Annotated in this window: 22 protein-coding genes and 2 pseudogenes; 10 read left to right on the forward strand and 14 right to left on the reverse strand. The window is 71.6% G+C overall.

Annotation, left to right across the window (positions count from 1 at the left end):
- The first annotated feature begins 11 nt into the window (after positions 1-11).
- The gene (locus ABEB12_RS05775) at positions 12-638 is read left to right on the forward strand and encodes an LmrA/YxaF family transcription factor (RefSeq protein ID WP_185062729.1); all 627 of its coding nucleotides are present in this window, start codon (positions 12-14) and stop codon (positions 636-638) included.
- Positions 639-711: 73 nt separating this feature from the next.
- Entirely contained in the window at positions 712-2,145 is a 1,434-nt protein-coding gene (locus ABEB12_RS05780; protein WP_185062730.1) for an aminotransferase class V-fold PLP-dependent enzyme, read from the forward strand.
- Positions 2,146-2,152: 7 nt separating this feature from the next.
- Here ABEB12_RS05780 and ABEB12_RS05785 read toward each other — a convergent pair whose 3' ends face one another.
- The 8 genes and pseudogenes from ABEB12_RS05785 to ABEB12_RS05820 form a co-directional block, all read right to left on the reverse strand.
- Positions 2,153-3,406 (reverse strand): GAF domain-containing protein, encoded by a 1,254-nt coding sequence (locus tag ABEB12_RS05785; RefSeq protein ID WP_345702594.1) that lies wholly within the window; start codon positions 3,404-3,406, stop codon positions 2,153-2,155.
- A gap of 20 nt (positions 3,407-3,426) precedes the next feature.
- Positions 3,427-3,663, reverse strand: coding sequence for a DUF1272 domain-containing protein (locus ABEB12_RS05790; protein ID WP_185062732.1), 237 nt, complete (start codon positions 3,661-3,663; stop codon positions 3,427-3,429).
- Positions 3,638-4,720 (reverse strand): LLM class flavin-dependent oxidoreductase, encoded by a 1,083-nt coding sequence (locus ABEB12_RS05795; RefSeq protein WP_185062733.1) that lies wholly within the window; start codon positions 4,718-4,720, stop codon positions 3,638-3,640. The genes ABEB12_RS05790 and ABEB12_RS05795 overlap by 26 nt, the downstream gene beginning before the upstream one ends.
- On the reverse strand, positions 4,720-5,196 hold the full coding sequence (locus ABEB12_RS05800) for a pyridoxamine 5'-phosphate oxidase family protein (protein ID WP_185062734.1): 477 nt from the start codon (positions 5,194-5,196) through the stop codon (positions 4,720-4,722). The genes ABEB12_RS05795 and ABEB12_RS05800 overlap by 1 nt, the downstream gene beginning before the upstream one ends.
- Positions 5,193-5,582 (reverse strand): nuclear transport factor 2 family protein, encoded by a 390-nt coding sequence (locus ABEB12_RS05805; protein ID WP_185062735.1) that lies wholly within the window; start codon positions 5,580-5,582, stop codon positions 5,193-5,195. Before ABEB12_RS05805 ends, ABEB12_RS05800 begins: the two co-directional genes overlap by 4 nt.
- Positions 5,583-5,787: 205 nt before the next feature.
- On the reverse strand, positions 5,788-6,978 hold the full coding sequence (locus ABEB12_RS05810; RefSeq protein ID WP_221498216.1) for an MFS transporter: 1,191 nt from the start codon (positions 6,976-6,978) through the stop codon (positions 5,788-5,790).
- A gap of 105 nt (positions 6,979-7,083) precedes the next feature.
- Positions 7,084-7,249 (reverse strand): annotated as a pseudogene (locus ABEB12_RS05815) (cob(I)yrinic acid a,c-diamide adenosyltransferase); the annotation flags it as partial.
- A gap of 24 nt (positions 7,250-7,273) precedes the next feature.
- The gene (locus ABEB12_RS05820) at positions 7,274-9,241 is read right to left on the reverse strand and encodes a primary-amine oxidase (RefSeq protein ID WP_185062736.1); all 1,968 of its coding nucleotides are present in this window, start codon (positions 9,239-9,241) and stop codon (positions 7,274-7,276) included.
- A gap of 142 nt (positions 9,242-9,383) precedes the next feature.
- Here ABEB12_RS05820 and ABEB12_RS05825 point away from each other — a divergent pair, with 142 nt between their 5' ends.
- Positions 9,384-10,442: a TIGR03571 family LLM class oxidoreductase gene (locus ABEB12_RS05825; protein ID WP_185062737.1), complete on the forward strand. Its 1,059-nt coding sequence runs from the start codon at positions 9,384-9,386 to the stop codon at positions 10,440-10,442.
- 7 nt (positions 10,443-10,449) lie between these two features.
- On the opposite strand, the gene ABEB12_RS05830 is transcribed toward ABEB12_RS05825, so the two are convergent.
- A complete protein-coding gene (locus ABEB12_RS05830) occupies positions 10,450-11,787 on the reverse strand; it encodes an aminotransferase class I/II-fold pyridoxal phosphate-dependent enzyme (RefSeq protein ID WP_221498217.1) in 1,338 nt (445 codons plus the stop codon).
- Between the two features lie 112 nt (positions 11,788-11,899).
- On the opposite strand from ABEB12_RS05830, the pseudogene ABEB12_RS05835 reads away from it, so the two are divergent.
- Positions 11,900-12,432: pseudogene (locus tag ABEB12_RS05835) on the forward strand (AMP-binding protein); the annotation flags it as partial.
- Positions 12,433-12,727: 295 nt separating this feature from the next.
- Here ABEB12_RS05835 and ABEB12_RS05840 read toward each other — a convergent pair.
- The 3 genes from ABEB12_RS05840 to ABEB12_RS05850 form a co-directional block, all read right to left on the reverse strand.
- Complete coding sequence (locus ABEB12_RS05840) at positions 12,728-13,525, reverse strand: MBL fold metallo-hydrolase (RefSeq protein ID WP_185062738.1); 798 nt, start codon at positions 13,523-13,525, stop codon at positions 12,728-12,730.
- Positions 13,522-14,862 (reverse strand): MFS transporter, encoded by a 1,341-nt coding sequence (locus ABEB12_RS05845; protein ID WP_185062739.1) that lies wholly within the window; start codon positions 14,860-14,862, stop codon positions 13,522-13,524. The genes ABEB12_RS05840 and ABEB12_RS05845 overlap by 4 nt, the downstream gene beginning before the upstream one ends.
- Before the next feature lie 114 nt (positions 14,863-14,976).
- On the reverse strand, positions 14,977-15,639 hold the full coding sequence (locus ABEB12_RS05850) for a TetR family transcriptional regulator (protein WP_185062740.1): 663 nt from the start codon (positions 15,637-15,639) through the stop codon (positions 14,977-14,979).
- A 127-nt stretch (positions 15,640-15,766) separates the two neighbouring features.
- On the opposite strand from ABEB12_RS05850, the gene ABEB12_RS05855 reads away from it, so the two are divergent.
- Entirely contained in the window at positions 15,767-16,654 is an 888-nt protein-coding gene (locus ABEB12_RS05855) for a shikimate dehydrogenase (RefSeq protein ID WP_185062741.1), read from the forward strand.
- On the forward strand, positions 16,644-18,506 hold the full coding sequence (locus ABEB12_RS05860; RefSeq protein WP_185062742.1) for a TIM barrel protein: 1,863 nt from the start codon (positions 16,644-16,646) through the stop codon (positions 18,504-18,506). Before ABEB12_RS05855 ends, ABEB12_RS05860 begins: the two co-directional genes overlap by 11 nt.
- Here the strand turns inward: ABEB12_RS05860 and ABEB12_RS05865 are convergent.
- On the reverse strand, positions 18,491-18,853 hold the full coding sequence (locus ABEB12_RS05865; RefSeq protein WP_185062743.1) for a cupin domain-containing protein: 363 nt from the start codon (positions 18,851-18,853) through the stop codon (positions 18,491-18,493). The two genes, ABEB12_RS05860 and ABEB12_RS05865, sit on opposite strands and share 16 nt — an antisense overlap.
- A gap of 168 nt (positions 18,854-19,021) precedes the next feature.
- Here ABEB12_RS05865 and ABEB12_RS05870 point away from each other — a divergent pair, with 168 nt between their 5' ends.
- From ABEB12_RS05870 to ABEB12_RS05880, 3 genes are all read left to right on the forward strand, one after another.
- The gene (locus ABEB12_RS05870; RefSeq protein WP_345702595.1) at positions 19,022-19,453 is read left to right on the forward strand and encodes an SRPBCC family protein; all 432 of its coding nucleotides are present in this window, start codon (positions 19,022-19,024) and stop codon (positions 19,451-19,453) included.
- A gap of 393 nt (positions 19,454-19,846) precedes the next feature.
- On the forward strand, positions 19,847-20,260 hold the full coding sequence (locus ABEB12_RS05875; RefSeq protein ID WP_185062745.1) for a nuclear transport factor 2 family protein: 414 nt from the start codon (positions 19,847-19,849) through the stop codon (positions 20,258-20,260).
- The gene (locus ABEB12_RS05880; protein WP_221498219.1) at positions 20,257-20,856 is read left to right on the forward strand and encodes a nuclear transport factor 2 family protein; all 600 of its coding nucleotides are present in this window, start codon (positions 20,257-20,259) and stop codon (positions 20,854-20,856) included. The genes ABEB12_RS05875 and ABEB12_RS05880 overlap by 4 nt, the downstream gene beginning before the upstream one ends.
- A gap of 17 nt (positions 20,857-20,873) precedes the next feature.
- Here ABEB12_RS05880 and ABEB12_RS05885 read toward each other — a convergent pair whose 3' ends face one another.
- On the reverse strand, positions 20,874-21,752 hold the full coding sequence (locus tag ABEB12_RS05885; protein ID WP_221498220.1) for a helix-turn-helix domain-containing protein: 879 nt from the start codon (positions 21,750-21,752) through the stop codon (positions 20,874-20,876).
- On the opposite strand from ABEB12_RS05885, the gene ABEB12_RS05890 reads away from it, so the two are divergent.
- A complete protein-coding gene (locus ABEB12_RS05890) occupies positions 21,718-22,836 on the forward strand; it encodes an NAD-dependent epimerase/dehydratase family protein (RefSeq protein ID WP_221498221.1) in 1,119 nt (372 codons plus the stop codon). The genes ABEB12_RS05885 and ABEB12_RS05890 overlap by 35 nt on opposite strands.
- Position 22,837: the final 1 nt, after the last annotated feature.

The raw sequence follows: 22,837 nt of genomic DNA on the forward strand, positions 1-22,837 counted from the left end.
GGCTGGCGACGGTGAGTGAACACTCCGAGCCGGCGACCACGCCCAGGCGGACCTCGCCCACCCGGGAGCGCCTGGTCCGGGAGACCGCCGCGCTCCTCGAGCGACGGGGATACCAGGCGACGGCGGTCAAGGAGATCGTGCGCGCGGCCGACGTCACCACGAGCTCGCTCTATCACCACTTCCCGGGCGGCAAGGAGGAGCTCGCGGCCAGCGCGCTGGCCTACGCCGGAGAGCGCTTCGCCGCCCTGCTGCGCACGGCACTGGCCAGCGAGGAGCGCACCCCGGACGCGATCGCCGCCTGCGCGAACGACCTGGCCACGGACCTTGCCTCGACCCACTGGACCGACGGCTGCCCGGTGGCGGTGACCGCCCTGGAGAGCGTGAGCGACGCTCCCCTGCTCCGGACGACCTCAGCCCGGATCCTCCTGGAATGGCAGGAGATCATTGCCGGGCGCCTGCAATCGGCCGGCCTGGACGGCCCGGCGGCGGCCGATTTGGCCTGCACGGTGCTCTCCGCGCTCGAGGGGGCCGAGCTGCTGAGCCGGGTGACCGCCGATCCGTCGCCGCTGCACACCACCGGCCGCTACCTCGCCCGGCTGGTGTCCTCGGAGCTTGCGGCAAGCCACGCCTCCGCCTAGGGTTCCTTTCATTCCAGCACATAATTATTTTGTGCTAGCACAATCGCGACTCACGCTTGAAGGGCAGTGGCTGATGCGGGACGGCGAATCCGCGCGGAGGATGCTGCACGGCGTCGTGGACCAGCTGGTCGACGCCTGGCGGATTCGGCCCGAGCACGGCGTCACGCCCGTCGACGCCGACGCGACCGAGATCCGCGGCTGGCTCGACCGGTACCCGCTCGACCAGGCGCACGACATCGAGGATGTGGTGCCCGACCTGCTCGCGGCGCTGGACCGCTGGACCGTGCACACCGACCACCCGGGCTACTTCGGGCTGTTCAACCCCACTCCGACCTGGGCCGGGGTGGCCGGCGAGCTCATCGCGGCGGCGGTGAATCCCCAGCTCGCGGCCTGGAGCCACGCGCCGTTCGCGGTCGAGGCGGAGCAACGCTGCGTCGACCTGTTGGCCGCCCGGCTGGGCCTGCCTGGCACCGCCGGCGGTCACCTGACCAGCGGCGGCGCCGAGGCCAACCTGACCGCCGTGCTGACCGCGCTCACCCAGGCGTTCCCCTCGTACGCGACCCACGGCCTGCGGGCGGTCGATGCCGCGCCGGTGTTCTATGCGAGCACGGAGTCGCACCTGGCCTGGCTCAAGATCGCCCACGCCACCGGGCTGGGACGCGAGGCGTGTCGCCTGGTCCCGGCCGACGACCGGGGCCGGCTGGACCCGGCCGTGCTCGAGGCCGCCGTCGCGGAGGACCGGCGGAGTGGAAGGGCGCCCTTCCTCGTGGTGGCCACCGCCGGCACCACCGGCGCCGGCGTGATCGACCCTCTGCCGCGGATCACCGACGTCGCCCGGGCGGCCGGCCTGCGCGTTCACGTGGACGCGGCATGGGCCGGCGCGGCCTGCCTCTCGGACCGCCTGCGCCCCGTGCTGGACGGCATCGAGCGCGCCGACACGGTCACCGTGGACGCGCACAAGTGGCTTTCGGTCCCGATGGGCGCCGGGATGTTCCTCACCCGGGACCGCGCGGAGCTGGGCTCGACGTTCAGCGTGTCCACCTCGTACATGCCGGCTCGGGTCGATGACACCGCCGACCCCTACACCACGACCAACCAGTGGTCGCGCCGTTTCGCCGGCCTGAAACTCTGGCTGAGCCTGCTCGCCCACGGCGTCGCCGGCTACGGCGCCCAGATCGAGCGCGACACCGAACTCGGCCGGTTGCTGCACGCGGAGGTGACCCGGGCCGGATTCCGGGTCATCAACGACACCCCGCTACCGGTTGCCTGCGCGACGCACCCCGACGCCCCCGACGACGCCGAGGAGTCCTGGCGCTGGCACTGCGACGTCGCCGCGCGCATCAACGCCTCCGGAGCGGCGTGGGTGAGCCCCGTGCGGTTCTGTGGCCGGCCCGCGCTGCGGGCCTGCGTCATCAGCTGGCGTACCGGCCCCTCGGACATCACCCGCCTGGGCCGGGCCATGGCGGAGGCCATCCAGCTCACCTCACCGGACCGGCTCTCCCGGTAGCCCCGGCTCAGGACCGGGCCAGGTGGGCGGCCCGGGCGGCCATGCCGGCGTGCCGGGGGTCGGCGATGGGCAGCGCGTGGGCCAGCCGCTCGGCCAGCTCGAGGTCGTCCGCGCCGGCGCGGGTCTCGGCCAGCAGCCACATGGCTTCCACGTCACCGGCGTCCAGGACGGCGCGGCGCACGGTCGCGGCGAGCAGTTCCCGCTCCTCGACCACCGCCGGCGCCTCGGAACCCGGTAGCAGCTCGCCGGTGTAGGCCGCGACGGCCCGCCGGACCCGGCCCGCGCGCAGCTCGTCGCGCACGCGCAGGAAGTCCGCGTCCAGCGGGGCGGACAGCCGGTACGGCCCGGAGCCGAGCACCGACGGGCCGAGACGCGTGCGCAGGCGGTGGATCTCGGCCCGCGCGGTGACCGGGTTGCCCCGCTCGCCGTACACCTCGGTGGCCAGTTGCTCGGCGCTCACGCCGGCCGGGCGCAGGGCCAGCAGCGTGAGCATGTCGGCGTGCCGCGCGCTGAGGCGGATCAGACGCCCGTCGAGCCCCGCGACCGGCGGCCGGCCGAGAAACCGCAGCACGAGATGGTCGGGCGGGGCTGCCCGGCTGGCCACCGGCGCCCCCAGAACCGGGGCAATCAGGGCACCGCGGGCCCGCAGCTGATCCCGCAGGAACCCCTCGGCGAGCTTTGCCGCGGCGCCGACCAGGGCCATGGTCGAGGGGTGGAACCCTCGCGCGGGGCCGGTCAGGTCGACGACGCCGATGATCCGCCCGGTGTCCGGGTCGTGCACCGGGGCGGCGGCGCAGGTCCAGGCGTCGTAGCGGCGGACCAGGTGTTCGGCGGAGTGGATCCGCACCGATGCGCCCTCGGCCAGCGCGGTGCCCATCGCGTTGGTGCCGATCGCGTCCTCGGACCAGCGGGTGCCCTCGGTGAGGCCGACGTCTTCGGCCGGTCGCAGCAGGGTGTGGTGCCCCTCGCGCCAGAGGATGTGCCCGCCCTCGTCGGTAACGATCATCATGTGGACCGCGTCGTCGGCCAGCAGCGTCTCGCGCAGCAGCGGCAGAGTCGCCGCCAACGGGTGCCCCGCGCGGATCTCCGCCGTCTGTTGGCGGTCGAAGGCGATGGGCGGGCCGTCACCGCGTTCGGGATCGACCCGGGCGGCCAGCGAGCGGCGCCAGGACTCGAACACGACCGGCCGCGCCCTGGCCCGAGGCAGCGCCCCGGCGATCACGCACTCGCGGATGTCCGCGAGCTGCCGGGCTGTCCGCACCGGCTCCCGGGCCGGCCGCCTCACCCGGAGCCGGCGGCCAGTACCCGCTTCGTCGAGGCCGGGTACTTGTCCAGGAGCGCGGTGGGTCGGGACGGGCGGTGGGTGAACGAACCCCCGCAGTTGGGGCAGACTCCGCGCAGCTCCTGGGCGACGCACTGGTCACAGAAGGTGCACTCGAAGCTGCAGATCATCGCGCCGCCCTGGTCGGCGGGCAGGTCTCGGTCGCAGCGTTCACAGTTGGGGCGCATTTCGAGCATGGGCTGGTTCCTCCTTCGACGTGGCCGTCGGTGTGGTCGCCGGTGTGGTCGTCGCCTTCGCGGCGCGCGCGACCGCGTCCACGGTGGCTTCGAACGCCTCGGTGGCCGACTGCCCGATCGCCGGATAGGGATAGGCGGTGAGCTCGGTAAGGCCACTGTCGCACAGCCGCAGCAGGGCGTCGGCGATGTCGCCGGCGTTCCCCGACGCGGTGAAGGCGTCGATCATGGCGTCGCCGATGGCCGGCGCGGCCGCCTCGGGTGTGCCGGCCTGCCAGGCCCGCTCGAGTGCGTGCGCCTCCCGTTCGAACCCGGCGGTGCTGAAGATCTTCCGATAGGTGTTGAGCCGGCCGTAGTAGATGAGCGTCTCGCGGGACGCGTCCCGGGCGCGCTCGCGGTCGTCGTGCACACAGGTGAACACGTAGGTCGAGGCGGCGATCGCGGAAGGCTGCCGGCCGGCCTCGACGGCGGCCGCGTGGACCTCGCTCAACGCGGATCGGATGATCGCCTTCGAGGCGAGGATGAGGATCACCCCGTCGGCGGCCCGTCCGGCCAGCCGGAGGGCCTGTGGCCCGGTCGCGGCCAGGTAGATCGGCACCCTGCTGTCCGGCGCGGGATGGCTGAGCTGGGCTCCCCGCAGGTTGAACACGGTGCCGCTGTAGTTGACCACATCGCCGGCCAGTGCGGCGCGCACGATGTCGATGGTCTCCTCGATGCGGGCCAGCGGCCGCTCGTAGGTCAACCCGTGGCGGTCCCGCACCACGGCCCGGTGGCCCGGCCCGAGGCCGAGCAGGAACCGGTCGGCGCCCAGTTCCTCGAGCACGTTGGCGCCCATCGCGACCAGCCAGGGGCTGCGGTTGAACACCGGCAGGATGCCCGCGCCCACCCGGATCCGGGACGTGCTCATCAGCAGCGCGGCCAGGGTCGCGAAGGCCTCACCGCCGCGACCTTCGGCGACCCACACCCCGTCGAGGCCGGCGCGTTCGGCGTGCCGGGTGATGTCGATCATCTGGGTGATGTTCAGCTGGACCTCGGCCGGGAAGGCGACAGCGTGGCGCATCAGACCTCCCGCCCCTCGGGGTCCCGGTGGTAGCCGTAGTTGTCCTGCCACATGGCGTGGACCTGGTCCGACGGGGTGTCGGTGAACAGGTAGACCGGGCTGTCGACCGGGCGGACCTCGGTCACCGCGATGCGCACCGCCGCCCGGACCGGGTAGTCGTGCCCGAGCCCCTGGCCGACGACGGCGAGCACCTCCGGGTCGTCGACCACCCGGCCGGTGCCCTTGATCCGGTACCCCCGGCGCAGGAAGGGGTCGACCAGGTTGATCTCCAGCCGCGGGTTGGTACGCAGGTTCGCCACGGTCCGAGGCGAGGCCATGTCGGCGAACGCCAGTTCGTGCTCGGACAGGACCTTCAGCGACCCCTTGGGGCTGAGGTTCGGCTCGCCGTCCGGGCCGACGGTCGCCACGTAGCACAGGCGCTGGTACTCGATGAACGCGCGCACCGCGCCGGTGACCGGGCCTTCGTGGCCGGTCACGACACCACCTTGCGGTAGGAGCGCTTGCCGGTGACCTTGCCGGCGTCCAGGCTGAGGATGTCGCAGGCCTGGTAGTTGAGCTTCTTGCCCTCGCCGTTGGTCCCGGTGACCAGGACCTCCATGGTCAGGTGCGTCGGCGCCGCGTGGTAGCGCACCACCTCGTAGTGGATGTCCGGGATCGCGGTGAACACCGCGCCGATCGCCTCGCGGAGGGCCTCCCGACCGGTGTAGGTGCGGCCCCACGGTTCCGAGCCCACGGTGAACTCCCAGAACCCGTCCCCGCTGAACGTGGCGATCGCCGCCTCGACGTCGTGGTCGTTCCACGGCGCCAGGAACTCCGCGCACAGCCGGTCGGGGTCGTAGCCCAGGTCAGTCCGAGCCGACATCATTGCCTCCATTTTGTTCTAGTACATACTTTATTCTGTGCTAGCTCAATAGAGCCAGAGGGTTTGGGGCCGCGCAAGGCGGCTATCCCAGCTCGGCCGCGCGGGTCTCGTCCAACAGGGCCGTGCAGACGAACGCGATGGCCGAAAGCACGACGATGTAGCCGGAGATGGCCAGCGTGCTCCCGCTGGCCTGCTGGAGCGCGACTCACACCAGCGGCGAGATCGCCCCGCCGACCAGCGCGCCGAGCTGGTAGCCGAGGGAAGCGCCGCTGTAGCGGATCTCGGCGCCGAAGAGCTCGGCGAAGAACGCCGCGAGCGGGCCGTACATCATGGCCAGGATGCACTGCCCGACCACCAGGGCGACGGCCATGGCGGCGGTGCTGCCCGAGTCGGCCAGCCAGAACAGCGGGAACGCCCAGAGGGCGGTGCCGACGGTGCCGGCGAGGTAGACCGGGCGCCGGCCGATCCGGTCGGAGAGGGCCGCGAACCCGGCCAGCGCCGGGATCTGCGCCAGCGCGGCGACCGCCAGCGCGAGCAGCATGGCGCCTCGGCTGAGCCCGACGGTGGTGGTGCCGTAGGACAGCATGTAGGTGATGTAGATGTAGAACGTCGCGTTCACCACGGTGAAGGCGCCGCCGGCGAGGACGACCCGGCGCCAGTGCCGGCGCAACACCTCCAGAACGGGCGAGCGCCGCGCAGTGGCGTCGGCGGCGGCCAGGCGTTGCAGCCGCTGGAACGCGGGGGTGTCGTCCAGGGTGTTCCTGGCGTAGAGCGCCACGGCGACCAGCCCGGCACTGGCCAGGAAGGGCACGCGCCAGCCGTAGCTGTCGAACGAGGCGGGGTTCATCGTGGTGCCGACCAGGAAGAACGCGACCACGCCGAGCAGCACCCCCATCGGCACACCGATCTGGGCGAAGCTGCCGTAGAAGCCGCGCCGCGAGCTGGGCGCGTGCTCGGTGGCGAGCAGCACCGCGCCGCCCCACTGCCCGCCCACGGCCAGCCCCTGGGTGAAGCGGAGCAGGGTGAGCAGCAGCGGCGCGGCCACACCGATCTGCCCGTAGGTGGGCAGCACGCCGATCAGCACGCTGGCCGCCGCCATCGTGAGCAGGGCCGCGACGAAGGCGCGTTTGCGGCCGACCCGGTCGCCGAGGTGACCCCAGACGATTCCGCCGATCGGGCGGGCCAGGAACCCGACGCCGAGCACCGCGAACGAGGACAGCAACGCGATGAACTCGTCGCCGGCCGGGAAGAACAGGCGGGGAAAGACCAGGGCGGCCGCGGTGCCGAAGAGGAAGAAGTCGAACCACTCGACGCTGGCGCCGACCAGGCTCAACCCGGCAATTCGGCGGATCTCACCGGCCCGTAACGGAGGGGCGGACTGCTGGCTCACGCTCATTGAGGTCTCCAGGTTTTGATACAGGTGTCCCACTGCATGGATTCTCGAAATGTGTCGCGGAACCGAATGGAATTACCATTCGATGCCTTTTTGGTCCTCGATGCACCTTGCCGACTTGACGAACTGGAACACCCCGATCGACCAGCCCTGCGCCCAGCCGCGCAGCGCGAGGCCGAAATGCGGCGGTGGACTTGCCCTTCATCTCGCCGGTGTGCACGACCACGAGCGGGCGATTGCGGCGTTCTCGGGTGGTGAGCCCGTCGTCGGGGATCTCGGCGACCCGCCCGCGCGGCGCCTACTCCCCCTCCCTCGGCACGTCCAGGGCGGGGTTGCCGGCGAAGAAGCCGCTGGGCTTGAGGTGGAACCCGAGCCGGAGCACCGGGGTGACCGGCCAGTCCTCCGGGCGGACCACGTGGTGGGAGCCGAAGTTGTACCAAACCACGACGTCGGTGTTCTCCGTGGCCCGGTCCTTGCCGGCGTACGCGGGCAGGCCGTTGCCGCCGGGGTTCTGCGCCGGATAGTCGCCGGCGGCGTACCGCTCGTCGGGGTCGTAGGCGGTGACCCACAGGTGCTTGTAGGCGAAGCCGCCTCGCCGGCCCACCTGGGAGTCCGGCCCCTGGGGCGGCAGCACGTTCTCGCCGGGGACCAGTTTGTAACCGACCGGCCCGCCGAGCGCGTTGAGCACGTTCGGGTTGGTGACGGTCCAGCTACGGCCGCTCGCGGTGTTCACCACCCGTTGCGCCCGGGCCTCCGTGGTCAGCACCTCGGCCTGGTCGAGCCAGGCGTTGCCGGTCGGGTTGTCGGGGCCGGCGGGCAGGGCGACGGCATTGTGCTCGACGACCGAATTCCCGTCCCCGTCGACCTCGACGTCCAGCCGCGTGCAGAAGTAGTGCTGGTGGTGCGGGCCGTACAGGTTGGGGGCGACCAGGCCGCCGTGGCCGGGGGTCTGCCCGTCCTCGATGGCGCCGGTGGAGATGATGCCGGTCAGCTTGACCTCGAACTCGATGCTCGCGTCCTGGTAGAGGTACCAGTAGAAGCCGTAGTCGTAGTTCCCGGCGGTGGCGAAGAACGACACGACCAGCCGCCGGGACCGCCGGACTTCGGCGTGGCCGGTGCGGAAGTCGGTGTGTTTCCAGCCGATACCGGCGTCTTCCTCGTGCAGGCAGATCGCGTTCGGGATGTCGACCGGGTTGCCGTCCTGGTCGTGCACGACGGCGTCCAGGTACTGGATGTGGCCGACGCAGTCACAGCCCAGGCGCAGCGAGTTGGCCAGGAACCCCAGCCCGTACTCCCCCTCGTCGAAGACGTTCTTGTTGGCGTGCATCGGCGCCGGATCGGCGTAGGGGACGTACATCTCGGCGAGTGAGGCGCGGTGCAGGATCATGCGGCGGCGTCCCCGGTCGTGGTAGGCGACCCGGTGCAGCACCAGGCCCTCGCGCGGCGTGAACCCGATGCGGAAGTCCCAGTTCTGCCACCGGACGTGGTGGCCGTCGACGGTGAAGCTCGGCCCTTCCGGTTGGCTGATCGACACGGGCTTGAGGCCGGTGCGCGGTTCGGCGACGTGGGGCCAGTTCGCCGGGTCCCGGGCGAGCTCGGGCCGGTAGTTCCCGGGGCGGGGCGGCACGAGCGCCGGCCCGTGGTCGACGACTTCGACGACCTCGCGCCGGTCGAGGTCCACGACGCAGACCAGACCTTCGGCGGGGCGGGCGTAGCCGTTGTCCTCGGGATCGGTCCGGATAAAGGTCACCGGGCGGGCGATCCGCCGCCGGCCCGGGTCGTCCTCTGGACCGGTGTGCCCGGCGGCCCACGGGTCGATCATCGGGAGCGAGAAGTCGGTCACCCCTCGGCGACGCATGGCCTCGCGCCAACGCGGGTCGGCGCGCAGCAGTGCCTCGCACGCCACGAACTCCTCACCCAGCATGAGCGGCTGCACGTCGTCGCGCGTCCGCCAGGAGAGCACCGCATCCCGGTCGAGCGAGACCACGGCTTCGACGGTTTCCCCGCTGGCCGGCAGATACCCGATGACCTCGGCGCGGCGCTCGATGGGTCGCGGGTTCCGCTCGGCGGCGCGCAGCTCGTCCTTCGCCGGCTCGTGCAGGGCGATCACGGCGAAGCGCAGGCCGGGCGGGCACGCGGGCCAGGAGCGGACCGCCCGGGCCGCCGCCACGATCTCCGCCCCGCCCAGCGGGGTGAGCGGATGCGGGACGAACCCGTTGGCACCGAGTCCCCGTGCGGGGGCTTCAGGGGCGTGAGCCTCGGTCATCGAGCACCTCTTTGTACTAGTACGTAATAGTTACGTGCTAGAATATTAGTGCGTGATTCCGCGCACGTCCAGCCGTTCCGACCCATTGGACCGAACGCTCCATCTGATAGATCTAGATGGAACGATCGATCCAGGAGGCGTGATGAGTCAGAAGAACACCGGGACCGGGGTACTCGAGAACGGCGCCGGGAAGCCGGAGTGGGCGGGGCGGTTCGCGCACCATCCCGGTTACCGGCGCATGTTCGCGCCGGGCCGGCTCACGGTGGGACTGTTCCTCCCGCTGTGGCAGTACCCCGGGGAGCTGGAGGCGATGCGTGGCCAGGGCGACGTCGTCCGCCGGGCCGACCGGGGTGGCCTGGCGGGGCTGTGGGTGCGCGACATACCGCTGCACGACCGCCAGTTCGGTGACGTCGGGCAGGTGTACGACCCGTGGACCTACCTCGCGTGGCTGAGCGCCCACACCGAACAGATCGCGCTGGCTTCGGGCAGCGTCGTCACCACGCTGCGGCATCCGATCGACGTCGCCAAGCAGGCCGCCTCGATCGACCGGCTCTCCGGCGGGCGGCTGGTGCTCGGCGTGGCCAGCGGGGACCGCGCATCGGAGTTTCCCGCCTACGGCATCCCGTTCGACCAGCGCGCCGGCCGGTTCGCCGAGAGCCTGCCGCTGGTGCGGCGGCTGCTCACCGAGAGCTTCCCCAGGGTGAGCTCCCCCCTGGCCCACCTGACCGGCACGACCGACCTGCTGCCGAAGCCGACGGTCGGCGACATCCCCCTGATCGTCACCGGCTCGAGCCGGCAGAGCGAGGAGTGGATCGCCGAGCACAGCGACGGCTGGCTGGTCTACCCCGGCATTACGCACACCGCCGAGGGCCCCGCCCAGCTGGGCGCGAAGATCGCCGGATGGCGATCCAAGATCCGCGGCGGCGAGTTCAAACCGGTGATCACCAATGAGTGGATCGACCTGGCCGAGGACCCGGCCCATCCACCGACCCCGTTGCGGGGCGGGTTCGTCCTGCGGACCGGCCGCAACGCCCTGATCGAGCAGCTCGGGCGATGGCAGGACCACGGCGTCAACCACGTCGCGCTCGGCGTCCAGCACGGCAGCCGTCCGGCCGCCGAAGCGGTCGCCGAGATCGTCGAGTGCGTGCTCCCGCACTTCCCCACCCTGGACGCACCGCCGGCCCGGCCCGCGCTGTGGTAGGGGTGGCTCAAGCCGTGTAGCTCCGGCCGTCGCCGTGCAGGATGTCGTGGAGCGCCCGGGCGAAGTCCTCGGCCTCATCGGGCAACAGGCTGGCGAAGGTGACCCGCAGGCCCGGCGGGCTGTGCGTGCGGAACGACTCGCCGGCGCGCACCGCCCAGCCGCGGGCCAGCAGCGCCTGGGCGACGGCCCCCTCGGCCGGGGTGGGGATCCAGGCGTTGAAGCCGGAACGCCCGGACACGCGGATCCCGTGGCGTTGCAGGGCGTCGGCCAGGGCCTGGCGTCGCTCCCGGTAGGTCTCGCGCGCCGCCGCGAGCAGCGGCGGCGTCGCGGGGTCGGTGAGGATGGTCGCGGCCAGCTCCTGCAGGACGTGACTGACCCAGCCGGCGCCCACCTGCTGCCGCCGGATCACCCGGTCCACGGTGAGCTGGTCACCGCTGAGGCCGCCGATCCGGATGTCGGGGCCGAGGGTCTTGGTCAGCGAGCGGATGACCGCCCACCGCCGGAGGTCTCCGCGCCCCACCACGGTCACCGGGTCGGCCCCCGAGATGGCCCCCGCGTGGTCGTCCTCCAGCACCAGGAGGTCGTCATGGCCCCGCAGGACCTCGAGCAGCTCGGCGGCTCGCCGCTCGGTGAACGCGGCACCGGTGGGGTTGTGCGCCCTCGGCGTGAGGATGCAGGCATCGGGGCGCTGCTCGAGCGCTCGGCCCAGCAGGTCGGGGCGCATGCCGTCGGCGTCCACCGGCACCGCGATCGGGCGCAGGCCCAGGGCCGGCACGAGGTCGAGCACGCCCCCGTAGCCCGGGTCTTCCACCACGATGGCGTCGCCGGGCCGCAGGTGCGCCTGCAGCGCCCGCTCCGCGCCGTCCATCGCGCCGCCGATGACCGCCAGGTGGTCAGCGACCAGGCCGTCGCGTTCGAAGTTGTGGCGGAACCAGTCCAGCAGCGCGGGCAGGCGGCCGCCTTCCCCGTAGAGCCAGTGTTTTCCGGTGAGCCGGGCGCAGGCCGGCCGCAGCGGTGGCAGCAGCTCGGGATCGGGGTTGCCGTCGGCCAGGTTGCGCACGCCCGGCCCCACCGGCGCGGCCAGTCGGCGGCTGGCCGACGCGCCGCTCTCGACCACCCGGGTTCCGGCCCGGCCGGACCCGGCGACCAGGCCGCGGTTGCGCAGTGCCCGGTACGCGGCGTTGACCGTGGCCGGGCTCACCTCGAGCCGCGCGGCCAGCTCGCGCACCGTGGGCAGCCGCTCGCCGGGCGCCAGCCGTCCGGCCGAGATCGCCCCCTCCACCGAGACCGCGATCTCGGCCGCCGTCTCGCCGGACAGCGCACCCTCCTCGGTCAGGCCGCCCATGCCGTCACCTCCATGTCGCCGCGGAACATCAAACCGCGGGCGCCCCCTTGTCGCGTCGTGCACACTCTGTTTACATTTTAGCTAGAACGTAACTAGTACGTACTAGCACAATATGTGGCAAAGGTCGATCTATGAACAGGTTTTCCGCGCGAGCCTGGACGATCCGGAGACCTTCTGGCTCGACGCGGCGAAGGCGATCGACTGGGGGTGCCACCCACGCGGGCGCTGGACGGCTCCCGGCCGCCGTTCTACCGCTGGTTCCCCGATGCCGAGCTCAACGTGTGCCACAACGCGCTGGACCGCCACGTAGAGGCCGGCCGGGGCGAGCGGGCCGCCCTGGTCTACGACTCCCCCGTCACCGGCATCCGGCGCACCTACAGCTACGCCGGGCTGCGCGACGAGGTGGCCCGGTTCGCCGGGGTTCTCGCCGGGCTCGGGGTCGGGCGCGGCGACCGCGTGGTGATCTACCTGCCGATGGTCCCCGAGGCCGCGATCGCCATGCTCGCCTGCGCCCGACTGGGCGCGGTGCACTCGGTGGTGTTCGGCGGGTTCGCGCCCCGGGAGCTCGCGGCGCGCATCGACGACGCGACGCCCTCGGTGATCGTCTCGGCGTCCTCCGGCATCGAGGGCTCGCGGGTGATCGAGCTCGCCACCCACCCGGACAAGCACGCCACGTTCCGAGCCGTCGGCTTTGTACGGGGTGTGACCGGTGGCGGTCGGATTCGGCCCGCCCGGTTCTTCGAGGTCGACACGAGTCTGGTCTCTTCGAGATCGAACCAGAATGGTGTCGCACTCGATGAGGTCCAGCCGTGGAATTGCCCGCGCGGGCTCGGCGGTTGGCGACGCTGCGTGACGAAGGGCGCCACGCACACAGCCGCTTGCCGTGGGCCCGGGCGGCGAGCGGGACCCGAGCCGCGGCGGATTGGCTGGCCAGGTGGGTTCACGCTATTCGCGCGATCCCGCCGGCGTGGGTGCGGGATGCCGGGGCGAAGCGCCGCAGCACCAGTGGGTCGTGCCCGGCAACCACGAGCTCCGGTCCGTCGGCGAGCTCCGTGATGCGGTCGAACGCGGCGTAGGCGCCGGGGATGCTGTTCAGGATGGCGAACGGGCGGTCCCGCTCGATGTTCTCGTAGAAGTGGCTGGCGTCCGAGGCGAGTACGACCCACCCCCGGGCCGTGCGCACGCGGACCACCTGCATTCCCGCCGTGTGCCCACCGACGTGGTGCACGCTGAGGCCCGGCACGACGTCGTGGTCGCCGTCGACGATGCGCAGGCGGTGCCCGGCCCCCGGGTCGAGCAGGTGCCCGAGGTCGTCCTCGGAGACCAGCCACCGTTCGGCCCTGATCCGCTTCGCCCAGTGCCCGGTCCAGTAGTCGATCTCGGTCCGTTGCAGGACGTACCGGGCCGAGGGGAACGCGGCGGCCGTGCCGGTGTGGTCGTAGTGCAGGTGGGTCAGCACGAGGTGGTCCACGTCGCCCGGCGAGACCCCCAGCTCGGCAAGCGCATCGACCGGCGAGCAGTGGTAGTCCAGGCCGGCGAGCGTGGCGGCGCGCGCCGGGTCCATGCCCGCGTCGACCAGCACGCACCGCCGGGGCGACACCGCGAGCCAGACGTAGTAGGCGGTCGGGTGCGGGTCCGCCCAGGTCTCGTCGTAGCCGTGGAAGTGCTCGCCCCGCCTGCCCTCCCTGGACGCGTACCGGATCGCGTACACCTGGAACTCCTCCGGTGTCGCGGTCACAGCGCGGGGGTCGGGGCCTGCGGCCGACGGGCCCCGGGCCGCGTGCCGAGGTCCTCGGTGGGGGTGCGGTAGTTCTCCCGCCCGGTCGCCACGGCGAGGACGTTGACCAGGCAGACCCCGGCCACGTACCCCGCGACCGCGATCCAGTTGCCGCCGCCCGGGCCGGACAGGGCGGCGGCAATCGAGGGCGCGAACCCGGCCACGGCGAAGCCGATCTGGGTGCCGATCGCCATCCCGGACAGGCGCACCCGCGCCGGGAACAGCTCGCCGTAGAAGGCGGGCCACACGCCGCCGGTGGCGCTGTGCACCACGCCGAACATCAGCACCCCGGTCAGGAAGATCAGCGGGTAGTTCCCCGTCGAGATGGCCCAGAGGTAGGCGACCATGAGCACGGCGCACCCGAGCGACCCGCCGATGAACACCGGTTTGCGCCCGACGCGGTCGGCCAGCGCGCCGAACGCCGGCAACGCGGCGAGCGCGACGACGTTGGCCAGCACGCCGACCCAGAGCATCGCGGTGCGGGACAGCCCCACGGTGTTCACCGCGTAGGACAGGGCGTAGACGGTGAAGATCGTGCTGACCGTGGCGATCGTCGCGGCGGCGACCACCCTGGCGACGTCGCCGCTGTGCTCGCGGAACAGCGTCACCAGGGGCAGCCGGTCAACCTCGGCCCGGTCCTTCTCCCGTTCGAAGACGGGCGTCTCGTCCAGGTTCCGCCGGATCACCAGCCCGGCCACGACCACCAGCGCGCTGAGCCAGAACGGGAGGCGCCAACCCCAGCTCAGCAGGGCGTCCTGGGGCAGGGCCGCGACCGGCAGGAACACCGCCGTGGCCAGGATCTGCCCGCACTGGGTGCCGCTCAGGGTGAAGCTCGTGTAGTAGGCCCGCCGGTGCGCGGGCGCGTGCTCCAGGCTCATCGAGTTGGCCCCCGCCTGTTCGCCCGCCGCGGACAGGCCCTGGAGCAACCGCAGCGCGACCAGCAGCACCGGCGCCGCGACGCCGATCTGGCCGTAGCCCGGGAGGCAGCCGATCAGGAACGTGGACAGGCCCATCAGCAGGATGGTCGCGACCAGCACCCGCTTGCGCCCGAACCGGTCACCGATGTGGCCCAGCAGGAACGCGCCGACCGGGCGGGCCAGGTAGCCGACGCCGAAGGTCGCCAGGGCGAGCAAGGTCCCCGCCGCCGGCTCCGAACCGGGAAAGAAGATCTTGTTGAAGACCAGCGCGGCGGCGGTCCCGTAGATGAAGAAGTCGTAGTACTCGAGCGCGCTGCCGATCCAGGCCGCGAGCGCCGCCTTGCCCGGCTTGCCTTCCGCGAGGACGTCTCGTTCCGTCACCTGGTGCTCCTTTGCACTGTGCTCAGACCACGCCCCGGCCGGCCGGCAATGTACCAACTAGTTACGTACTAGATAGTGAGTTAGCCCACCAGTGCTGTCAAGCCGCCGGGACGGTCAGGCCCGGGCGACGTGCGCGGTCAGGTACTCCAGGACGAGGTCGCCGAGCATCCGCCGGTAGTGGTCACGGCGGCCGGGCTCGAGCATGTCCCGGTCGAAGATGGCCTGGAACGTGTGCCGGTTGGCGATGCGGAAGACACAGAACGCGCTGATCACCATGTGCACGTCCAGCGCGTCGACGTCGTCGCGGAACAGCCCGCCGTCCCGCCCCCGCCGCAGGATGCCGCCGAGCACGTCGACGGCCGGCGTGGCCAGCCCGGACAGGATCGGCGAGGTCCGCAGGTGCCGCGCGCGGTGGATGTTCTCGATGCTCACCAGCCGGATGAACGCCGGATGGGCCTCGTGGTGGTCGAAGGTGAGCTCGGCCAGCGCCCGCATCGCCCGGGCGGGATGCAGGTCGGCCACGTCCAGTTGGGTCTCGAGAGCCCGGATGCCGGCGTACGCGTGCTCCAGCACCGCCACGTAAAGGCCCGTCTTGCTGCGGAAATAGTAGTAGATCATCCGCTTGGTGGTGCGGGTCCGGGCCGCGATCTCGTCGACCCGCGCCCCGTCGTAGCCACGGTCGGCGAACTCCTCGGTGGCGATCTCGAGGATCTCGGCCCGGGTGCGCTCGGCGTCGCGCTGCCGCTCCGGTGGCACCACCTGATCCGCCGAGGTCATGGGCCCGCGCTCCTTTCGATCACGTCATGACGATAGAGCCCGCAACCGGCCCGAGCCCCTTCCGTCCCCCTCAGGAATCGAGTACAACTAACTATCTAGTACATAGAATGCGCCGTCGAGGAGGCCCGTGACGATCGACAACCCCGTGCGCGTCGGCCTGGTGGGATCCGGGATCGGCCCGTCACTGTCCCCCGCGCTGCACGTGCGGGAGGCCGACCGGCTCGGCGTGCCCTACGCCTACTCCCGCTTCGATCTCGACGAGCTCGGCCTTCCGGCGACCGCCGTCGGCGCGCTGCTCGACCGAGCACGGGCGGACGGGTACCGGGGTCTCAACATCACGCACCCCTGCAAGCAGCTGGTCCTCCCGCACCTGGACGAGCTGTCCGGGGAGGCGGAGGCGATCGGTGCGGTCAACACCGTCGTCTTCGAGGGCGCCCGCGCTGTCGGGCACAACACGGACTGGTCGGGCTTCCGGTACGGGATGAGCACCGGGCTGCCGGGGGCGGCAACGGATCGCGTCGTGCTTCTCGGCGCCGGCGGCGCGGGGGCGGCCAGTGCGCACGCCCTGCTGACCCTCGGCGTCGGCGCCCTCGACATTCTGGACCTCGACCACGCCCGGGCGGCGCGGCTCGCGGACGCGCTGGCCGCCCGGTTCGGCAGCGGCCGGGTGCGCTCCGGCGGGTCCGGGGACCTGGCCGTCCGGCTGGGCCGCGCCGACGGGCTGGTGCACGCGACGCCGGTCGGGATGGCCGAGCAGCCCGGGCTCCCGTTGCCTCCCGATCTGCTGCGGCCGGCGCTCTGGGTGGCCGAGATCGTCTACCGGCCCCTGGACACCGCGCTGCTGAGGGCCGCGCGAGCGGCCGGGTGCGCGACGCTCGACGGCGGGCGGATGGCCGTCCACCAGGCCGCCGAGGCCCTGCGCCTGTTCACCGGCGCCGATCCCGACCCGGAGCGGATGCTGCGTCACCTCGCCGAACTCGTCACCCCGGACAAGGAGGCCGGCCGTGTGGCCTGACCGGCACGATGCCATCGCGACCGTCTGCCTGTCCGGAACGCTCGAGGACAAGCTGGCCGCCGCGGCCGGCGCGGGCTTCGCCGGCATCGAGCTCTTCGAACCCGACCTGCTCAACTCCGTGCTTCCGCCCTCGGAGGTCCGACGGCGCTGCGCCGGCCTCGGCCTGTCCATCGACCTCTACCAGCCGTTCCGCGACCTCGACTCCACCGATCCCGAACGGTTCACGGCCAACCTGCGGCGGGCCGAGCACAAGTTCGCCGTGATGGAGGCGCTGGGCGCGGACACCCTGCTGGTCTGCTCGTCGGTCGCCCAGGACGCGGTGGCCGACGACGACCGCCTGGCCGAGCAACTGCACGCGCTGGCCGAGCGCGCCGGCGCGAGGGGGCTGCGCATCGCCTACGAGGCCCTGGCCTGGGGCCGCCACGTGCACACCTACCAGCGGTCCTGGCGGGTGGTCGCCCGAGCCGGCCACCCGGCACTGGGCCTGTGCCTGGACAGCTTCCACATCCTGTCCCGAGGCTCGGATCCCGCCGGCATCGCGGCGATCCCCGGGGAGAAGCTGTTCTTCCTGCAGCTGGCCGACGCCCCACACCTGTCGATGGACGTGCTGCAGTGGAGCCGGCATCACCGGCTGTTCCCCGGGCAGGGCTCGTTCGACCTGCCGGCGTTCCTCCGGCCGGTCCTCGCGGCGGGCTACCGGGGGCCGCTGTCACTCGAGGTGTTCAACGACGTCTTCCGCCAGGCCGATCCCGCCGGCACCGCCGTCGACGCGCGCCGCTCCCTGCTCGCCCTCGCCGAGGCCACGGCGGCCGGCGGCGCCGGAACCGACCCGGTCGCGGTCCCGGCACCCGAGCTGGGTGGCTACGCATTCGTCGAGCTCACCGCAGGCTCCTCCGCCGCCGCGACGCTCGCCGACACGCTGAGCGCCCTCGGTTTCGCCCACACCGGCCGGCACCGGAGCAAGCCGGTCGACCGCTGGGAGCAGGGCGCGGCGCGGATCCTGGTCAACGCCAGGGGCGGCGAACCCTCGATCGGCGCCATCGGCGTCGAGTCCGAGGACCCGCCGACGTCCGCGCTTCGCGCCGAACGACTACTCGCCCCGATCCTTCCCCGTCACCACGGCCCCGCCGAAGCCGATCTCTCCGCGATCGCCGCCCCGGACGGGACGTCTCTGTTCCTCTGCCGGACCAACGCGCCCGAGGCCGGCGGCTGGACCGGCGACTTCGTCCCCACCGGCATGGCCGCCGCGACGGGCATCGGCGTGACCGGGGTCGACCATGTCGGGCTCACCCAGCCGTTCGACCATTTCGACGAGGCCGCGCTCTTCTACCGCGCGGTGCTCGGCCTCCGCCCGGGAGAACCGGGTGAGTTCGCGGCGCCCTACGGCCTGATACGCGGCCGCGCGGTCAACGACGAACGCCGGCGCACACGGATCGCGCTGACGGTCTCGCTGCTGCGCCGGGGCGACTGGGCGCCCCGCGTCACCGACCCCCAGTACGTCGCGCTCCGCACCGACGACGTCGTCACCGCCGCCCGGGCCGCCCGCGCGGCCGGCGCCGCGCTGCTCGCGATCCCGGACAACTACTACGCCGACCTCGAGGCCCGCCTCGGACTGCCCGCCGAGCTGCTCGAGCGGCTCCGCGCCGCCGGAGTGCTCTACGACACCGACGGCGACGGCGCCTACCTGCAGGTCTGCACCGAGCTGCTCGGCGGGCGACTGTTCCTTCAGCTGGTCCAGCGGGTCGGCGACTACGACGGGTACGGCTGGCCGGACGCCCCGGTCCGGATGGCCGCACACCGGCGCCACCGCATCGCGCTGGCCGGCGCCGAGGTGGCTCAGCCCTTGGCGTAGTCGACGAACCCCTGCCAGTCGATCACTACGCAAGGCTCGTCGCCCACGATCCAGGCGTCGTGACCGGGCGGGCACCGCATGTAATCGCCCGGCCCCAAGGTCACCTGCTCGCCGTCGTCCATACGGATCGTCATCTGACCCGATATCACGTAGCCGACGTGGGAGGCCAGGCAACTGTCGGTCCCCGCGATCGGCTTGACGTGCTCGGACCAGCGCCAGCCGGGCTGGAATGTCGCGCGCCCTACACCACCGGACGCAAGATCGACCAGCTCCAGTTTGCCCATGCCGTCCTTGAACGGCCTCACTTCCTCCGGACTGCTCAGACTCTTGACCACCAAGCCAGCCATGATCCCTCCACTCTCCGGTCGCATCGCCCATTCGAGTGTGCAACGGATCACATTAGCACCGACTTGGCCGCCTACTGATTACAGAAGGTGAACGTATTGCCGGCAGGCGCCGCGGCGACCACCGGGTGGTTGGATGCACATGTGACTGGCCCGGGCAAGGAGACGAAGGTGTGCAGCGCCAGCCGCGAGATCGCGGCGGCCCCTGAGGCGATCTTCGAGCTCATCGCCGATCCCACGCAACAACCACGTTGGGACGGCAACGACAATCTGGCCCAGGCCGACGGGGGCCAGCGGGTCCGCGACGTCGGCGCGGTCTTCGCCATGACCCTCACCAAGGGCAGCGTCCGGGAGAACCACGTGGTCGAGTTCTACGAGGGCCGCCGCATCGCGTGGAAGCCCGCCGAGCCGGGGCAGGAGCCGCCCGGGCACCTGTGGCGGTGGGAGCTCGAGCCCCTCGACGCGGGGCGCACCCGAGTCACCCATACCTACGACTGGACGCAGCTGACCGACGAGAAGCGCTACGAACGAGCCCGCGCGACCACCTCCGCCAAGCTCCAGATCTCGCTCGACCGACTCGCGGCGCTCGCCGAGAAACCCTGACGACCCCCATCTCGCATAGCGTTCTTGTCACCGCGAAACGAAATCACGGACCGCGTTACTCAATTACTTCGAAAGATTTTGAGAAACGTTTTTCCCGGGGCGCTGCCATTGCTAGTTTGTTCCGGCCGAACCGACTGGCTTTGAGAAACCATCGCATTACCACCTCGCCACCATGGGCGGTACTCGCCGACCCCTTCCGGAGCTCGCGCTGCGCGCACACCTGCCGCGTGCCCGGGGTGCGTTTCCCTCCGGCGCTTGACGTCCGACGGCGGCCACCCTACGATCGCCGCCACCAAATATTCGATATAGGTCATCGAGTATTCGATACATGCTTACACCGGGCGGCCAGCGCTCCCCAACCTGCGACAACCACGAAAGGCCGGGCAACAGCCGATGGACGTACCGGACGTTCTGAAGATCAACACGATCGAGTTCCTCAAGGCGCGCTACTTCCGCTGCCTCGACACCAAGGACTGGTCCACGTTCGAGTCCACGCTCGCCGATGACGTCGAGGTCGACCACGAGGCGCTGGCCGGCCCGAAGGCCAACGGCAGGGCGAACTACGTGACGCGGGCGCAGAGCGACTACGACGGGGCAAAGACCGTGCACCACGGGCACATGCCCGAGATCAGGCTCACCTCGGCGAACACCGCCGAGGGGACGTGGGCGATGCAGGTGCTGACCGTGAAGGCGAACGGCCGGCGGGTACTGGCCTTCGGGCACCACCGGGACAGCTACGCCATCCGGGACGGCCAGTGGAGGATCACGTCCACGAAGGCGACCCGGCTGCAGCTGGACGAGTCGTGACGGCGACGAGGTTGCCCGCCCCCTCCCGGCGGAACTTCCTGATCGGAACCGGAGCGGTGGCCGCCCTCTGGCTGGCCGGCACGGTGCCGGCCAACGCCGCTCCCCCACTGGTGCCCATCCGGTCCGGCCCGGGCCCGGCACTCCAGTCGGACAACGTGAGCCCGGAGGTCGCCGCCGTGGCCATCGCCCAAATCAAGCAGGTCAAGGCCCGCTACTTCCGGGCGATCGACACCAAGAACTGGGACCTGCTGGGGGACCAGCTGACCGGGGACGTGACCGTCGACACCACCGACTCGGCCGGCCCGATCCTGACCGGCCGGGCGGTCTTCGTCAACTTCCTCAAGGTGTCACTGGCCCTGAACAGGACCGTGCACCACGGGCACACGCCGGAGATCGAGGTCACCTCGCCCACCACGGCGAAGGTCGTGTGGGCGATGCAGGACCTGCTGATCTATCCGGCCGGCCTCAGGGTCATCGGGTTCGGGCACTACCACGAGGACTACCGCGTCGAGGACGGCCAGTGGCGGATCGCCTACAGCAAGCTCACCCGGCTGTACCTCGACCCGCTCGGGCAGCGCGCCCTCTTCGGCATGTGAGGGTGGAGGCCCAGCAGCTAGCCGGACGGCCGCCGGGAGCGCGAGGACCCGGCGGCCCGGCCGGAGATCGCCGCCGTGGCGCGGATCAGGCGCTTTCCGATGGTCTCGACCCGCCGAGGGGGCAGGTCCACGAGGGGGTGCACGGCCAGGAGCAGCGCCGTGTGTCCATGGCGGTCGAGCACGGGCGCGGTCACGGCGGCCACCGGCTGGTTCGGGCTGTCGGCGGAGTCGTCCGGGAATCCCATCGTGGTGAACTCCACGCGCAGCCGGTCGAGCATCTCGCGGACGTTTTGCGGGAGGGCGATCGCGCCGCTGTCCAGGGTGCCGACCAGGTTGGCCGCGCGGGCCACGGCCGGCGACGTGCCGTCCACGTCGAATCCGCGCTCGCGGATGCGGGCCAGGGTGTCCGCGAGCCGCTCGGCGATGGCGGCGTTGCTGGACGCGGCCCGCTGGATCCAGGCCTGGCGTTCGGCGTCGGTGTCCCAGGCCGCGAACCCGGCGCCGAACGGCGGCGCGTACGGGATGCGGTCGCCGGGCCAGGGGCTCTCGCCCCCTTCGAACGCGGTGATCTGCAACGAGTCGCCGAGTTTCTCGGTGACCGACGCGGCGTAGCCGAACTCGGCGGTGAGCTCGACCGCGGCGACCCGCGCCTCATCCACGAACGGCCGGGTGTTGACCGCGGCGGCGACGGGCACGAGACCGGGCCCGAGGGTGAAGGTCTTGTCGACCAGGTCACGGATCACCCAACCCCGGTCGCACAGCGTCGTCAGGATCGCGTGCGTGGTGGCCTGGGTGAGGCCCAGCTCGCGCGCGATGTCGCTGTAGCGGAGCCGAGTGTCGCCGGGGCGGGCGAGCAACTCGATGATCTCGACGACCCGCGAAGTCGGCGCGGACATCGTGCCACGCATCTTGACCCCTTTCCCTGACTATTCGATAGATTCTATCGAATACGTCTGGCCGCCACGGAAACGGTTGGACTCCATCGTGACAAATCGGCAACGCACCGCGAAACTGGTAATGGGCGCGAGCGGATTCCTCGGGTCGCACATCACCCGCCAACTCGTCGAGCGCGGGGACCATGTACGAATCTGGGTGCGGCCGACCAGCGCATCGCACGCATTCGCGGATCTGCCGGTTCCCGAGTTCCGGGGCGATTTGTTCGACGACCAGGCGCTGCGGGCGGCCATGCGCGACGTGGCGACGGTGTTCTACTGCATTGTCGACGCCCGGCCTTCACTTCATGACCCCGCACCGCTGTTCCGCACGAATGTCGAGTCGCTGCGCAATGTCCTGGACGCGGCGGTGGCGGCGCGGGTCGAGCGGTTCGTCTTCTGCGGCACCATCGGCACCATCGGCCATCCCGGAACCGGCTCCGCGACCGAGGACACCGCCCACACCTGGGCCGAGATGGGCGGCCCGTACATCCGGTCGCGCCTCGACGCCGAGAACCTGGTGCTGAGCTACCACGGTGAGCGCGGTTTGGACGCTGTGGTGCTCTGCCCGTCCACCACGTTCGGCGCGAGGGACCACGGCCCGGTCGCGCACGGCCGGCTCATCAGGGCGGCAGCGGCCGGAAGGATGCCGTTCTTCGTGCGCAACCAGCGGATGGAGGTCGTCGGCGTCGAGGATGCCGCCCGGGCATTCCTGCTCGCGGAGGAGCGCGGCCGCGCCGGCGAGCGGTACATCATCTCCGAACGCATGATGACCTCGAAGGAAATACTGACGGCGGCCGCCGAGGCCACCGGCCACAAACCGCCCCGGATCGGCGTGCCCCTGGGCGCCATGAGGGTCGCGGGCCGGCTCGGGGACGTGGCCGGCCGGGCGTTCAGACGCGACATGCCCCTGACCACCGTGTCGGTCCGTCTCATGCACTGCATGCCGCCGCTCGACCACGGCAAGGCCACCCGCGAGCTTGGCTGGACGCCCCGCCCCACGCCGGACGCCATCCGAGAGCACGCGCTCTTCTTCCGGAACTCGTAGT

This window comes from Actinospineispora eucalypti, from assembly GCF_039543365.1.
Classification (GTDB): domain Bacteria; phylum Actinomycetota; class Actinomycetes; order Mycobacteriales; family Pseudonocardiaceae; genus Pseudonocardia; species Pseudonocardia eucalypti.

Bases quoted from the DNA above. Each gene is read 5' to 3' on its own strand.
- ABEB12_RS05890 (WP_221498221.1), top strand. From the start codon at position 21,718: ATGATCTCGACGACCCGCGAAGTCGGCGCGGACATCGTGCCACGCATC.
- ABEB12_RS05865 (WP_185062743.1), bottom strand. From the start codon at position 18,853: ATGGCTGGCTTGGTGGTCAAGAGTCTGAGCAGTCCGGAGGAAGTGAGG.
- ABEB12_RS05795 (WP_185062733.1), bottom strand. From the start codon at position 4,720: ATGCGCCACGCTGTCGCCTTCCCGGCCGAGGTCCAGCTGAACATCACC.
- ABEB12_RS05825 (WP_185062737.1), top strand. From the start codon at position 9,384: ATGAGTCAGAAGAACACCGGGACCGGGGTACTCGAGAACGGCGCCGGG.
- ABEB12_RS05810 (WP_221498216.1), bottom strand. From the start codon at position 6,978: ATGAGCGTGAGCCAGCAGTCCGCCCCTCCGTTACGGGCCGGTGAGATC.
- ABEB12_RS05885 (WP_221498220.1), bottom strand. From the start codon at position 21,752: ATGTCCGCGCCGACTTCGCGGGTCGTCGAGATCATCGAGTTGCTCGCC.
- ABEB12_RS05780 (WP_185062730.1), top strand. From the start codon at position 712: ATGCGGGACGGCGAATCCGCGCGGAGGATGCTGCACGGCGTCGTGGAC.
- ABEB12_RS05790 (WP_185062732.1), bottom strand. From the start codon at position 3,663: ATGCTCGAAATGCGCCCCAACTGTGAACGCTGCGACCGAGACCTGCCC.
- ABEB12_RS05820 (WP_185062736.1), bottom strand. From the start codon at position 9,241: ATGACCGAGGCTCACGCCCCTGAAGCCCCCGCACGGGGACTCGGTGCC.
- ABEB12_RS05875 (WP_185062745.1), top strand. From the start codon at position 19,847: ATGGACGTACCGGACGTTCTGAAGATCAACACGATCGAGTTCCTCAAG.
- ABEB12_RS05805 (WP_185062735.1), bottom strand. From the start codon at position 5,582: ATGTCGGCTCGGACTGACCTGGGCTACGACCCCGACCGGCTGTGCGCG.
- ABEB12_RS05830 (WP_221498217.1), bottom strand. From the start codon at position 11,787: ATGGGCGGCCTGACCGAGGAGGGTGCGCTGTCCGGCGAGACGGCGGCC.
- ABEB12_RS05850 (WP_185062740.1), bottom strand. From the start codon at position 15,639: ATGACCTCGGCGGATCAGGTGGTGCCACCGGAGCGGCAGCGCGACGCC.